Here is a 14990-nt window from a genome sequence, read left to right on the forward strand (position 1 = left end):
TGAGTTTGTGTTCTGTCTTGTCCTTGTATAAATCTCATACTATAAGATAACAAAGTGCTGAAAATCTATCAAATACAAGCATGCTTACTTATCAACAACTTATCAAGGTTTTTAGACAGTCTGACGGCTCGAATAAGGGGTCGTAGGCTGATTTGAAAAACCGAACCTTCAAAATCCCACCAAGCCGAAGCTTTTGTTTTGGTTATAAATTTATCATATTCACTAGCCGCAGCAAAAGCTTCGGCGAACTTATTTAATGAACAAAACTCCCAAATTTATACTGACAGCCTATGCCCTTTATTTATTGTTAGCTTGTCGTTATTTTTCCAAATTAATATAGTTTTCAATGCATTTGTCAACCATTGATTCAGGAAGTAACTCCATTCTTTCCACACAGCCAAAATAAAACTCCGGTTTCTGCCAAATAAGTCTGCAAAGCGAATTGATTTTATCATTTATCGCTGTATTAGTTGAATAGAGAATCCTCATACTTCTCCAAGTCGTCGACCGAATTAAAAACACACCTAACTCTGGAGTCCAAAAGTGAGTTACACAACCGTCTATTGCTGAAGTATTGTATGCATACTTATAAACTACATAAGTTTTAAAATTGATAGAAAATTCATTCTTTTCAACGAATTGAAAATCCCTCATTCTGTCTTTGCTATTGTTCACAATATAAATAGGCTCAGAAATTGAATCTTCCCCTAAAATATATGAAATACTGTCAACGCCAGATTCCCGTCTCAATATGTAATTCAAATGATAAACGCTATCTTTTAATTCTTGCATAATTGTCACGGGTAAAGAGTCTATGTATGCAGAACTATAAGATTCATAATTATGCTTCAGATAAAAATAAGAGTCTTCCGTTTCAGTTCTATTACAACTGAAAATTCCGAAAATAAGTCCTATTGTTAATATGTATTTCATTTGCGTCATGGGTATAATGCAAGCTAACTTATATATAAAACGCATCTATACACTTTACAAGCCCCTATAGGGTATGTAAAGTGAGTAAAATTGCTTTTCGCCTATGAATCTACAAAACAATAAAGTATCCACAAAAAATACCTATGATTAATTTACAGCACCTTATAATTTAACGAAATAAAAGACAATGCAGTCTTGTTTGTGGAAGGATACAGCGGGTGAGGCTCTCAGATAATTACCTTTATTCTTAGCATTTAAATTGCTTTGGCATGTTTACTTTCTTAGCAGTGGTCGTAATTTTTATACTACATTAACAATCTATAAATCGTCTTGCTTTTGATTTCTACAATCTAAACTTAATTACTATCTAATTTTGCATTATTATAAACTACCTTAAGCCTAAGCCTTACAATATTCGCTCAATTATCTTTTGATCTAAAGTCTTTTCTATACTCTTTAACCCAATTTCCATTGGTCGTCAAGTCGATTTCCATACCTCCTTAAGCCAATTTCCATTGGTCTTCAAGTCGATTTCCATACCTCCTTAACCAATTTCCATTGGTCCTTAAGTCGATTTCCATACCTCCTTAACCAATTTCCATTGGTACTTAAGTCAATTGTCATACCCCTTTAAGCCAATTGTCATTGGTACTTAAGTCAATTGTCATACCCCCTTAAGCCAATTGTCACTGGTACTTAAGTCAATTGTCATACCCCCTTAAGCCAATTGTCATTGGTCCTTAAGTCAATTGTCATACCCCCTTAAGCCAATTGTCATTGGTACTTAAGTCAATTGTCATACCCCCTTAAACCGATTGTCATTGGTCTTTAAGTCAATTGTCATACCCCCTTAAGCCAATTGTCATTGGTCCTTAAGTCGATTTCCATACCTCCTTAACCCAATTCCCATTGTTCCTTAAGTCGATTTCCTTAAGTCCTCAATTCAATTGAAATTACAACGAATATGATTTCCAATTGGCTCTACTTATGTTGTGTTTTCTTATAAGCAATTTCAAATGCTCACCGGATCTTTGCAATTGCTATTGGTATCACTTCCAAATCAAGCTACTTGATCTTTACATTACAATTGTTACATATTGGGAACTTCTACCTTCCTTCCCACTCGCCGTAGAACTCCTCAAGGTATTGTTCCATAAATGTATGGCGCTTTTCAGCCATAGCTTTACCTGCTTTGGTATTCATACGATCTTTCAGTAACAATAACTTCTCATAAAAATGATTGATGGTTGGTGCCGTACTGTTTTTATACTCCTCCTTTGTCATATTTAAATTGGGTGCAATTTCAGGATTGTAGATCTCCCTGTTTTTGTGCCCACCATAATTAAAGGTTCGTGCGATACCAATGGCACCTATAGCATCCATACGATCGGCATCTTGTATCACATCCAGTTCCAGTGATGTAAACTTTTGAGCCTCTTTTCCTCCTTTAAATGAGATGTTGCTAATGATATTCTCAACATGAACTATTACTTCCTCATCAACTTGTACCGACTCTAAAAATGTTCTTGCCTTTTTAGGACCAATGCTCTCATCTCCATCGTGAAATTTAGAGTCAGCAATATCGTGCAACAAAGCTCCCAATTCTACTATAAACAAATCAACATCCTCCTTTTTGGCAATCTGTCTGGCAGTTTTCCAAACCCGATAAATGTGCCACCAATCGTGTCCTCCTTCAGCATCAATTAGTGTTTGTTTTACGAATTCTATGGTTTTATCTATGATAATCTGAGCTTTCATTCTTTTGTTTTTTGTTTGTGATTAAGCGAAGATAATTAAAATGACAGGATACGATGGGACATCTGTCCTTTAGTATCACTCCCCTTCTCCTATTTCATCTCTTTTCTAAGCAAAAACTACTACGGATAGTTTTAGAAATATTCTATACTAGAACAGTCAAAACTCTTCGTACTAGAATCTTAAAGCAAGATCATTTTTACAGATTTAAATACATAGAATAAAATAAGGCTGAATTGTATACATTTACCGAATATTTACCCCTCATCTACCCTAAGGTCTATTTGTATTCCTTATTCTAGAATAAATTTTAAATATGACCATTCAAATTATAGAAGTACAAAATAAACGCCAACGCAAAGCCTTTGTTAATTTCCCTTACGAACTCTATAAAGACAACAAATTCTGGGTTCCTCCTATAAAGTCTGGAGAGTTGGAATTGTTGCTTCCCGAAAAGAATCCTGCCTTTGAGTTTTGTATCGCCAAATTTTGGCTTGCTTATCAAGACAATAAAGTTGTGGGTCGTATTGGAGCTATCGTAAATCAACTAGCCATTGATAAAACTGGTGAAAAAATGGGGCGAATCACTCGCATGGAGTTTATTGATGATCCTGCCGTTTCGAAACAGTTGTTTACAGTTGCTGAAAATTGGCTAAAAGAAAAAGGTATGATTGGTGCCATGGGACCTCTTGGTTTTTCTAATCTCGATCATGCCGGAGTATTAATCGAAGGGCATGAATGGTTGCCTTCTATAGCTTCTGATTATCATTTTGCTTACTATCAGAATCATTTTGAAAATTCCTCTTATCTGAAAGAAATAGATTGGCTGGAGTTTAGAATTAGCCTGCCTGAAGAAACTCCTGCGAAAGCAAGTCGTCTTGCTGATTTAATTCAAAAACGACACCATTTAAACATCCTTAATTTCACCACTAAAAAGGAACTGGAACCGTATAAGGAAAAGATTTTTAACGTATTTAATGATGCTTTCGCTGATCTGTTTGGCACGTTTAAATTGCCCGAGAAATTAATTCGATTCTACGTTTCAAAATATTTCCCAATTCTGAATCCTCGATACGTAAAAATCATAACGAGTCAGGAAGATCAGTTAATGGGCTTTATTATTGCGATTCCTTCCTTATCAAAGGCAATGCAAAAAGCGAAAGGGAAACTCTTCCCATTCGGATGGTGGCACATTAAAAAGAGTCTAGAGAATCCTTGTGAAATGGATTTAATGCTTACAGGAGTAGATTACAAATCTCAGAAATTGGGCTTTGTTTCCATACTCATGAATGAATTGCTAAAAACATCGAATGCCGATGGTTTACGATTTGCTGAAACCACAGGAATGTTAGAGAATAACTATGTGGCCATTCAATTGTGGAAGTCTTTCGACCATGTGCAACACAAACGCAAGCGTTGCTATCGTAAGATGTTCTCTTAATTGCACTTGTAAACCAATGAAGGAAAAGAAACTTCCCCATTTGAATGATAATGATCCGTCGGTTCTGCAGTTAAGCATTGAAGCTTTGCAAAAGGAATTGGATGTCGTAAAACAAGAAACTCTTGCCTTTGAAAACATCCTTCGTGCTCGTTTAACCAATGAGATTGTGGAGTTGCAGGAACTCACTGTTCTATATAAACAGCAGAAAAAGGCTAAAAAAGAGAAACGATTGGAACAGAAGCGACGTGGGAAGAATTATCGCGAACCCATCGGTCTTAAGCCTTTACCTAAAAGTAATACTAACGTATCTAAACCTGAGGAAGCAAAAGAGAAAAAGCGCTTGTACCGTGAAGCCATGTTACATGTTCATCCCGATAAATTCTCAATGAATGAAGATAAATTGGATTTGGCAACTGATGTTACCTCTAAGCTAATTGATATTTATCACACAGGAAGTTTGAATGATCTGCAGTTATATCATGCTCATATATTTAGTGGCAATGCGCTTCATCAAACCTTTGATGTTTCCCAGGAACTTCAGAAAACACCAACTCAAGATCTGTATCTTGAAAAGGAAAAGGCACGATTGGAAGGGTTATTAAAAATAGCAAAGAGTCGACGAACCTATATTGTTCTTAAGGAATATCCCGATCCTCTTTTGTTTGTTGAGGAATTACAACTGTATTATGCAGACAGAATTGCCAAGTTCAGAAAGCGCACCCGGAAAGCAAAAATTCCCCCGGAATAGATCCCGGGGCAGAATATTTTCTTCAATTCTATTAGCTGCTAATTACAGCTGTTGTAGTTGAGGTGGTTATAAGCATGATGACCACAGCCATTAAAGCATCGTGAATTTCTTTCACCGCTTTTCCTACTTCGGAACTTAGCTGTGCTTCTTCAATAATTGCTTTTATCTTCTTTTTGTACTCCTTCGCTCTTTCTTTTCCAAACACTTCTTTATTAAGATCACACATATCAATAAGACTTATCAACATGGCTTCCTTTGAGCTAATTTCTCGCTGATTTAAAAGAATATCATTCAAGCGTTTTCTCAATTCGTTTTCGGGCTTGGCATTTTTAGTCGGATATTTATCATTAGAAAATACCCAAAGAATCTTTTCCTCTCTTCTGGTTAAAATACCATCATCTATCAGCTTGTTTACAGTTTCATCCTTGATATGATCTGCCTTGTTTCCCATCATCTCAACCCAAGTTTGAATCTTTCTTTTCTTTTTCGAATTGCGAATCATATCCAAAAAGTAATCCAATAAAATATCATTACAACTAGCACTGGATTTTACTTCTATCTTCTTCTCTTTAATCTCAATTCTTTCTTGTAAGGATAATTCAAGAATTACAGCCCCAGCCAATCCGTAACCAAAAGAGAAAGAGTCGGCAACAATACTTCCCTTATCATCATCTAATGCAAGAAGGGTTAACTGATCAACTAAATTTAGATTCATATCTGTATATAATTTAAAGATTAAGGCTAATTTACTAATTATAGCGTACAAAAAATCCCAACAGATGTTAAATTTCTATTGGGATTTCTCTGTACGGACACGCCATAGCATTTATCCGTAATGACATGCCGTGGCATGTCACTACTAGTATCCTACACCCGCAGCCATAATGTTGTTCGGATCGAAAGCATGGCAAGGTGTTACACCGTGTACCATATCACATTTAGGGCAATGTCCCTCGAACTCTTCCATAGTGAAGGTTTCTTTACATCCGTGACACTCAATATCCATAGGCATTGGCATCAATTGCTGAGCAAAACCCATCATTCTAACCTTATCAACTACTTGTTGTCCATTTTCGAAACTTCCTGCGCAACCGTCATGCATAACTATTTCCTCCTTTTAATAGATTTAAAATTTAAGATCTCCTCCAATTTCAAAATCTGATTTTATTTTTTTATTCTTAATTTCTAATTGATAATTCTTAATTCAACACTAAAACCCAATGTCTTCTTTACGGATAATCTCTCCGTGGCGTAAACGAGTTCTCATGTTCTGAATTACAGAATCCATTCTTTCCAATTCCGATAATAGGTTTTCCTCTTCTCCACTAGTTTCAATTACTTTATGAATTCCACCATTTTTAATTACGATACGTCTGTCACCCATTAGTGCTAGAATTGGATCGTGAGTTGCCATCAGTACAATTTTCTCCTCTCCAACCAATAATTCCAATGCTTTCTTACGATCGATACCTGCATTCTCAATCTCATCAATCAAGATAATTGGCGATTTACTTAAGATCGCTGTATCTGCAATCATCAAGGCTCTCGATTGTCCTCCACTCAAACTGGTAATTGGTGTATCCAAACTAAATTTCTCCCCAGCCAACTTATTTGCCTGATCAAAAATTTTCATGATCACGCCTTCCACATCCTCAACCAGTCTACTCTGTGCATGCAGTTCAATAAACTCGTATACCGAAAGATCCATTACAAAGTTCATGTTCTGCGATAACTGAGCTACCAATTTATGACCTGATGTCACACGCCACTTTTTATCTCCTTTTTCACCATTCACCAAAACAGTTCTTGATGTTGGTGTATCGTTATGAGCTACCCACTCAATATCTGCTAACAATCTACTTTTTCCCGATCCCGTTGGACCTACAATACAAACAATCTCACTCTTGTTAATGGTTAACTCTCCAAACTCTTCTCTTTCTCCTGATTTGTTGGTTCCAGGCAATAAGGTGATGCTATTTACACCTTCATCCTCATCTTCACCAAGGAATTGCAGCATTTGGCTAATGTATTCTGTCATAGAATTCAATACCTGAGCCTTATCCATTGCACGATTTTCCTTTTCTTCTTCATCTTCCAGAATGTTAAGGAAATCATCTAACTTTTCGTTGATTTGTCCATCAACATCCAGTGTATTCTCTTCGAAAAACCCTGGAAGAAATGGATACTCCTCGAACAAATCGGCAATTGTTTTTTCTTGTATATCTTGTATTGTGATCATTTGTTGCTTTTTTTAATCCACCAGCTAAAGCAGATGGCAAGTGAATTGGAACTTGTTACTTTCTCCTTATTACTTTTTCCCCTTCTTATCTTCCATATCTATTTTACGAACATTACCCATTTGGTAACTCTCACCAATTCTGGTTTCGCCTAAACAGTATGAACAAAGTGCCGATGGCATTGAGAATCGTAACTTTTCACCAACTAAAGTTTTCACCTCAATTTTTTCATCATATAATAAAGTACTCAACTCATAAGCTCCCTGACCTGTTAATCCATTTACATGCATAATACTTGCTCCAGGATTTACCGTATTCACTCTCGATGCGAATACTTCTCTCTCCGCCTGTGAAACAATATCGCCTTTTGTAATGATAACGATATCTGCAGATTTCAACATGGGTCCAATTTTCTTTGGAGTATTGATACCACTTAAGTTATCAATCACACAAACAGCAGTTACACTTTTCACATAGGGAGAACAACGGTTACATAAACCAGCACTCTCAGTAATTAAAATATCCAAGCCTTCCTTAATTCCCCACTGGGTAACTTCCTCAATATTACTTACGAAATAATGATCAGGACAAAGAGAACCAGATAATCCTTTCTTCACTTTAACTCCTGCTTTCTCATATAAAATATCATCATCGGTATAAAGACAATCAAATTTTACGACGCCCACTTCCAATCCGCGCTTTTGGAATGAATCAATGGTTTTCAAAATCACCGCTGTTTTTCCTGATGATGGAGGTCCTGAAACTGTAACTAAGTTCATATCTGGTGTTGTTTTCTGTTAGTGTTTAATAATTAATCGTTATTGGGAGCATAATTTAAAGGTCCCATATTTGCAAACGATTCATCCTGTATGGACTTTTTAAAGATAGTATCACATTTTGTAATTAACGAACCGATATCGTTACTATTGATGTAATCCCAACCTAACCACATGAATTTATTCTCTTCCGGTAATCTGTTATCTACATTTGGATTGATGCTTGGAAACAATCCCTGGTGTGATAGAATCTCACCAACACCTTCTGAAGCAAAGAAATCGATAACCGGCTGTGTTTTATCCAATCTATCCTCTTTTGTCAACATGAAAATCGGGCTGATAATCGCTCCATCTTCAGGCCAAACCGCAACCATAGGTCCTCCTACTTTAACCATTTTGGTAAAGAAATAAGGCATAATTGTAATTGCAGGCTTTTGATTCTTTTTGGTATGTGATTTCACCATCTGTGAAGGATGCATACTTTCCAGCAAACAAGCTCCTAATCCTCTTACTCCCTCTTCTCCATAAGCTTTGTAGATATGAAGTAACATAGAGTTAAACAAATCAAAATCACTAATAGGTAAACTTACGCTTCTCTTAAATTCTGGTTTAAAAATATCTGCCCATGTACGAGGAACTGGTCTGTCTCCTAATTCATCCTTGTTTACAAGAAAAACTGCCGGCACAACACCAATCATCGAGTAATGTCCTTCCGGATCCTTCAAGCAAATTTCATCATTGTCAAAATCTTTGTTCAAGCGATCGAAACCAGTACTATCTTTAAAAACACCCTGCTTCTTAAATTTTCCCATCAACTTTTCGTCAAAAAACAAATCAAAACCTGCTGAGATAAAGATATCTGCCAAATTATCTGCATTATCCTGATTGATTACATCATCGATCAACCAATCCAATCCCATTGAAGCAGCCTTTAAATCATATACTATTTCATTCTTGTGCTCCTTTTCATATCCCTCAATAAAAGAATCTATTCCTTCAACCAAAGGAACTCGAACCGGACAAGGCAATAATCCTTGAACATGAACAGAATCTTCCTTTTGCTCTTTCGTCTTCTGATTTAAATCACCATCAACCTGACCACGATTCGAATCAATCCCCTCAACCAATAAATCGGTAAAGGTCTCCACATTTAATTTTTTCATTTTAAGAGCAACCTCCAGAGAAAGTGATTTCCCAAACAAAGCTCTTTTCTTTTCATCCTCTAATTGCTTGAATCCGTTTGATACGAAAATTTTCACCGTTTCCGGATACTTCGTACAAATCTCAAGTAAACTATCTGTGGTTTTAAAATATTGATTCTCCATTTTGAAACAGATTTTTAATGATTTCTTGGTACAAATGTAGATCTAGACCGAAAAAAAAACTGTAACCGATGTTACACTATTCATTTTTCTGCGTACAACAGGTAAAAACTCAACAATGAGAAAATTATTTTTATATGACTAAACGCTTAATTAAAATGCCTAAACAGCTATTTATATTGATTAAATTTCATTTGTGCTTTTTTTTCAAGTATATTTATAACAGAAATTAAAGCACGATATTTTTAAATTATCAGTCAATTTTCAATCAGAATGATAGATGCAAATAACATATTTAGTACTTTAATCAAAAGAATTATTGTAATTCTTACTCTTCTGATTTCGCCTTTTTCGCTGCTTGCACAAACCGATCTTGTAAAAATAGATTCCGATTATCAAGTCATGTATTGCTCAGCAAATAATGGCATTGTTGAGTCGGCTCAAGAAATAAAACTTCTCATTAAAGGTCCAAAAAACAAAAAATGGTTTGTTAGTTACTCTATTAATAACAGTCCTGCAATGATTTTAAATGGGGATAAAGGAATTGAAGTGTCGGAATATCAAATCTCATTTTTTTTAAGAAATTTTAGCAATAGAATACAAGATTATACCATAGAATTAAAAGAAGCCTGGCTGGAAGATTTAACACCACTTACTATCGATGAGGGAGCTGAATCTGCAACCATTCAGGTTTTACCACTTGCAGCCCCTGAATTAAATGATTATTACCCAAAAGCAAAAACAAAATCAACACAAAACTATTCAGCACTAATTGGAAAAAACTCTTCTTATTCATTCATACTTCCCGATGGTGCCGAATTAATTAATGATAAAAGTAAAATCTCAGCGTCTAGCCAAGAAGTTGATCTTAAATTAAAATGGCCAGATAAAGAGGGAAACCATCTATTAAAATTAATTGAAACAGATGCTTTCGGATGTAATAGCGATACCATTTATGCTGGAGTAGAAATTGTAAAATCGTTTCAGGTAGATTTAGGTAATACCAAGTACATTTGCGAAGGAGATGAAATTACACTTCAACCAGAAATTGATCTTCCTTCTGACTATTCGTTCAAATGGAATACCGATGCTACTAGCAAAGAGATTCATGTATCCGAACAAGGAAATTACGAGCTAACTGTAACCGATTTAACTGATGAGCAAGTTGTAAAAGCAAACGTTCAGGTGGTAAAGGTCAAATCCCCTGAAATAAATATTCCTGATTATTTAGCATTCGAAGGTGATGAAAACACAATAGATATTTATTCAGACGGATGCTCTTACCTTTGGAGTGATGGTTCTACTAAGAGTTACAATTCTTTTACTGAATCTGGAGACTATTCGGTAATAAAAACATCTTCCCAAGGATGCTCTACTAGCAAATCGTTTAAGTTTAAATCATCTGACGATCTTTTCACGCTTGAATTACCAGATGTAATTCACATGTGTGGTGAAGAAAAAATGTCACTTAGTCCAAGTCTATCCATAGATCAGGATTATACTTATGAATGGAATACAGGCTCAACCGAATCAACAATTCCAATTGATACCGAAGGTATTTATCAGCTTACAGTTACCGATCCTGATGGCTTTAAAAAATCTGCTAAAACTGAAATTTCTTATCACATGAATCCTATTATTGATTTAGGTGCTGATTTGATTCTTTGGGACGGAGAAACAACTGTTTTAGATGCTCAAAATCCTGGAGCAGATTACATTTGGAACAATGGAGAAACCACTCAGACAATTACAATTAATAGCGGTGGTGTCTTTGTTGTTGAGGTTTCAGATCAGTACGGCTGCTCGAATAAAGATACTATTATTGTAGATTACAAACATGGACAAAAATTTGGAGTGTTTCTTGGTGAAAACCAATCCGTATGTCAGGGGGATTCGGCATTTGTTACTGTACAGATTGAAGGTAATCCAGTTTATCCTCTTACTTACAACTGGGTTAATTTAAATCAAGACTCACCTGAAATTTATTTAAAAGAAGATGGAGAATACTGTGTTGAAGTAAGTGATGCCAATGGCAATATTGAAACAAGTTGCATTGACATTGAGGTACTACCTGTTCCCGAAGTAAATTTAGGAAAAGATCTGGTTTCCTATCCTGATAAAGGAATCGTTCTTGATGCAGGAACGCCAAACTGTTTTTACACATGGTCTACAGGTGAAATCACTCAGAAAATATCTGTCAATACAGAAGGAATTTACTGGGTGGAAGTAAACAACGAATTCAATTGTACCGCAAAAGATAGTATTGAAGTAGGATTTGTTGAAGATTATCCATTTGTTGGATTACCAAAGGCATTCTCTCCTAATGGGGATGGACACAATGATAAATTATTTATTAGAGGTTCCGATTTTAAGGAAGCTACCCTTATTATTTACAACAGGCTTGGGCAAAAACTATTTGAAACCAAGAGTATTAATACTGGTTGGGATGGTTTTTTTAAAGGTGAAATGCAGGATATAGATGTTTACATCTACGTTCTGGAAGTAACCTATTTAGACGGTCGATCTATTCTGAAAAAAGGAAACGTAGCACTTCTTCGCTAATTGCACTTTTTATTTTACTTAAAGTTGACTAAATTAGTTTTTGATTTAAAACTAACCCACTATTCACATGCTCATTGCTAAAAACCTCAGCAAATCTTACAAAGAAGTTAAAGCGCTATCAAATGTTAATTTAGAAATTCAAAAAGGTGAATTGTATGGAATGCTAGGACCGAATGGTGCTGGAAAAACAACCACCATTAGCATATTGAGTTCTTTATTAAAACCTGATACCGGAGACATTCTATACAACGGAAAATCACTATATAAAAACCTATCAAGTTGTAAAAAATTAATTGGTGTGGTTCCACAGGAAATTGCTCTATATGAAGATCTAACCGCAGAAGAGAATTTAAAGTTTTGGGGAACAATGTATGGAATTAAAGGCAGTAAACTTCAAAATAAATCGGATGAACTGTTAGTGTTCCTTGGTCTATCTGATCGAAAAAATCATAAAATAAAAACCTATTCTGGTGGGATGAAACGAAGAATTAATATTGCTGCTGCCCTTCTTCATGAACCAGAAATAGTTTTTATGGATGAGCCGACCGTAGGTATCGACCCTCAAAGTAGAAATCTAATTTTTGAAGTGATTGAAGAGCTTCACTCTCGAGGACTAACAATGATTTACACCACACATTACATGGAAGAAGCCGAGAGGTTGTGTGATAAAATTGGAATTATTGATGAAGGAAAAATAATAGCTGAAGGAAGTTTGGATCAACTCAAAAAAGCATCGACGATTAAGGAGGAAATCCACATGAAATTTCTAAATCCTCAAAAGTCTGATTTGAACGATTTACAAGAAAAATACAAGACTCAGCTACAAATTCAAGAGAACAATATGACTTTTTCCTCTTCTCAAGCTAATGCCGATCTTCCAGAACTAATACAAGCTTGTGCGAATTCAAATATCCTACTAGACAAAATAGACATTCGCAGCTTAAGTCTGGAAAGTATCTTCCTTGAATTAACCGGAAAATCATTAAGAGACTAACTTTCAACCCAAAACTTCACATCTCATGTTTACTATAGCACTCAAAGACATCAAACAATATTTCAAGGATAAAACTGCTGTTTTTCTATCAATTCTTCTTCCTATCGCATTAATGACCATTTTTGCCTTAATGTATGGAGGTATTGGAAAATCTAAAGAATCACGACCGATCACCTTATTATTTTCTGATCAGGACAATACGGAATTGTCAAAAGAAGTTTATACCACATTAAATGAGGAAAAAGGTCTTCAGTTAATTTCCAAAACTTATCCGGAAGCTGAAAAACTAGTAAAAAAAGGAAAAAACAGTGCTGTATTGGTTCTTTACAAAGGATTTCAGGACTCTGTTGAAACTGGAAAAAAGATACCTATGGAATTGTTTTACGACGAAGCCAAAGAAATAGAAATAGGATTACTTCAACAAGCTTTATGGTCAAACCTATTCGGTGTTACCATGAAAAAAGGAATTAAAGGTAAAGTAAATACTTGGATTAGAGAGAAAAATCCAGATATGGCAGAATCTGAAATCGAAGACATTCAGGCACAAGTTGCAGAGCAATTCGAAGGATTCAACAATTCTGATGAATCTTCGGAAATAGAAGAAAATTCTGAATTACCAATGACAGCTCTTGTTGGAGAAAAAAAGAATGGAAATCTGGGATTGGTTCAAGCTATTGCTGGCATTGCGATCATGATGCTTTTGTTTAGCGTTTCAGCAAGTGGTGCTTCCCTACTCAAAGAGAAAGAAGACGGTACATTTAGACGATTACTCGTTGCTCCAGTAAGTCCTTCAGGAATCTTGTATGGCAAAATGCTTTCCACTCTTTTCATGGCAATTCTGCAACTTACCGTAATGTTTCTTTATGCGTGGTTAGCTTTGGGCTTAGACATATTTATTAATCTTCCTGCTCTTGTGCTAATGATTGTTTGTGCAGCAATTGCCTGCTCAAGTTATGGAATATTCATGGCATCTGTTTGTAAAAGCAGAAAACAAGTTGAGAGTTTATCTACACTAGTTATTCTACTTATTTCGGCACTTGGTGGGAGCATGATGCCTCTTTTCTTTATGCCAGCAATCATGAAAAAACTTGCTGTAGTTTCAGTAAACTATTGGGCTATGGAAGGTTTTTTCGATATTTTCTGGAGACAATTACCACTGATAGATATACTTCCTAAAATGCTAATTTTATTAGGCATTGGTGCTAATCTAACTACAATTGCTGTTATTAGCTTTAAAAGAAATTTATTGAAAATGGTATAAGTAATTAAAGAGTAAATGAGGAGTTAGTGAATGAGTATCTTTTTTTATTCAAATAACTCATTCATTAAATAAAAAGACAATTTCCTCTTTTTCTATTTGAAGATTGATTGGAAAGCCTTATTATTGAGGAAATATTTAAGAAAACAATAATGCTCTATCAACAACTATCTCAATCGCCAGTCTTCAGAGGGATAAATCCTGAAGAACTGGAAATACTTCTTAATAATGCTCAATATCAAATTAAAAAATATACAAAAGGCGATATGGTTGCCTTTAGGGAAGACAGGTGCGAAAATTTAATGATAGTGTTACAAGGCAGCGTAAAAGGAGAAATGCTTGATCCATCAGGAAAAAGCATTAAAATTGAGGATATTATGGCTCCTTACCCAATTGCATCTGCATTTTTATTTGGTCAGAGAAATCAATTCCCTGTAAATGTAACCGCAAATGATAATGTGGAAATATTTTCATTGGCAAAAGCTTCTGTAGTAGATCTTTTTCAGGATAATAAAACTTTCCTCATCAATTACCTGAATTTAATTTCGAATAGAAGTCAATTTTTAGCTAATAAACTCATGTTTTTAAACTTTAAAACCATTAAAGGAAAGTTGGCTAACTATATATTAAAACTAGCTGCCCCCGATAAAACAGAAATTACTCTTCCTAAATCGCAATCTGAAATGGCACAGTTTTTTGGTGTTACAAGACCATCCTTTGCACGTAGTCTTAAAGAAATGGAACAAGAAGGACTTATTGAAACCAATAGAAGAGACATAAAAATCCTAAACAAACAAAAGCTTATCAGGCTTCTTCAACAATAAATCATTTTTTTGAAAGAAGATGTTACTAAAGCATTTCAGAAAAAAATTTATTCTTAATTTTGTGGGCTGAAAAACAAGGCTAATCAAATTTGACTTTGCTGATCAAATTGCTTATTCTGTCTTTCAACTTTTTGTTTTAC

Annotated in this window: 13 protein-coding genes; 6 read left to right on the forward strand and 7 right to left on the reverse strand. The window is 35.2% G+C overall.

Annotated features, from left to right (window positions below):
* Positions 1-318: 318 nt before the first annotated feature.
* Both GCQ56_RS18030 and GCQ56_RS18035 read right to left on the reverse strand, forming a co-directional pair.
* Positions 319-792: a hypothetical protein gene (locus tag GCQ56_RS18030; RefSeq protein ID WP_152735933.1), complete on the reverse strand. Its 474-nt coding sequence runs from the start codon at positions 790-792 to the stop codon at positions 319-321.
* A gap of 1248 nt (positions 793-2040) precedes the next feature.
* Positions 2041-2691, reverse strand: a complete 651-nt coding sequence (locus GCQ56_RS18035) for an HD domain-containing protein (RefSeq protein WP_152735934.1) — start codon at positions 2689-2691, stop codon at positions 2041-2043.
* Between the two features lie 313 nt (positions 2692-3004).
* On the opposite strand from GCQ56_RS18035, the gene GCQ56_RS18040 reads away from it, so the two are divergent.
* Both GCQ56_RS18040 and GCQ56_RS18045 read left to right on the forward strand, forming a co-directional pair.
* Positions 3005-4129: a hypothetical protein gene (locus GCQ56_RS18040; protein ID WP_152735935.1), complete on the forward strand. Its 1125-nt coding sequence runs from the start codon at positions 3005-3007 to the stop codon at positions 4127-4129.
* Positions 4130-4145: 16 nt separating this feature from the next.
* Complete coding sequence (locus GCQ56_RS18045) at positions 4146-4877, forward strand: hypothetical protein (protein ID WP_152735936.1); 732 nt, start codon at positions 4146-4148, stop codon at positions 4875-4877.
* A gap of 31 nt (positions 4878-4908) precedes the next feature.
* Here the strand turns inward: GCQ56_RS18045 and GCQ56_RS18050 are convergent, their stop codons facing one another.
* From GCQ56_RS18050 to GCQ56_RS18070, 5 genes are all read right to left on the reverse strand, one after another.
* Complete coding sequence (locus GCQ56_RS18050) at positions 4909-5592, reverse strand: GPP34 family phosphoprotein (RefSeq protein ID WP_152735937.1); 684 nt, start codon at positions 5590-5592, stop codon at positions 4909-4911.
* A gap of 144 nt (positions 5593-5736) precedes the next feature.
* Positions 5737-5979: a hypothetical protein gene (locus GCQ56_RS18055; RefSeq protein ID WP_152735938.1), complete on the reverse strand. Its 243-nt coding sequence runs from the start codon at positions 5977-5979 to the stop codon at positions 5737-5739.
* Positions 5980-6087: 108 nt separating this feature from the next.
* Positions 6088-7116 carry an ATP-binding cassette domain-containing protein gene (locus GCQ56_RS18060; protein ID WP_152735939.1) on the reverse strand — a complete coding sequence of 343 codons (1029 nt, stop codon included), beginning with the start codon at positions 7114-7116 and terminating at the stop codon, positions 6088-6090.
* 69 nt (positions 7117-7185) lie between these two features.
* Positions 7186-7893 carry a GTP-binding protein gene (locus tag GCQ56_RS18065; RefSeq protein ID WP_120239272.1) on the reverse strand — a complete coding sequence of 236 codons (708 nt, stop codon included), beginning with the start codon at positions 7891-7893 and terminating at the stop codon, positions 7186-7188.
* Between the two features lie 32 nt (positions 7894-7925).
* The gene (locus GCQ56_RS18070; protein ID WP_152735940.1) at positions 7926-9215 is read right to left on the reverse strand and encodes an ABC transporter substrate-binding protein; all 1290 of its coding nucleotides are present in this window, start codon (positions 9213-9215) and stop codon (positions 7926-7928) included.
* Between the two features lie 270 nt (positions 9216-9485).
* On the opposite strand from GCQ56_RS18070, the gene GCQ56_RS18075 reads away from it, so the two are divergent.
* The 4 genes from GCQ56_RS18075 to GCQ56_RS18090 all read left to right on the forward strand — a co-directional run bounded on the left by GCQ56_RS18075 (position 9486) and on the right by GCQ56_RS18090 (position 14850).
* On the forward strand, positions 9486-11774 hold the full coding sequence (locus GCQ56_RS18075; protein ID WP_152735941.1) for a gliding motility-associated C-terminal domain-containing protein: 2289 nt from the start codon (positions 9486-9488) through the stop codon (positions 11772-11774).
* Between the two features lie 67 nt (positions 11775-11841).
* Complete coding sequence (locus GCQ56_RS18080; protein ID WP_152735942.1) at positions 11842-12768, forward strand: ABC transporter ATP-binding protein; 927 nt, start codon at positions 11842-11844, stop codon at positions 12766-12768.
* A gap of 25 nt (positions 12769-12793) precedes the next feature.
* Complete coding sequence (locus tag GCQ56_RS18085) at positions 12794-14029, forward strand: ABC transporter permease (protein WP_152735943.1); 1236 nt, start codon at positions 12794-12796, stop codon at positions 14027-14029.
* Positions 14030-14178: 149 nt separating this feature from the next.
* The gene (locus GCQ56_RS18090) at positions 14179-14850 is read left to right on the forward strand and encodes a Crp/Fnr family transcriptional regulator (RefSeq protein ID WP_152735944.1); all 672 of its coding nucleotides are present in this window, start codon (positions 14179-14181) and stop codon (positions 14848-14850) included.
* The last annotated feature ends 140 nt before the right edge of the window (positions 14851-14990 follow it).

Origin of the sequence: Marinifilum sp. N1E240, from assembly GCF_009295825.1 — a bacterium.
Lineage (GTDB): Bacteria > Bacteroidota > Bacteroidia > Bacteroidales > Marinifilaceae > Marinifilum_A > Marinifilum_A sediminis.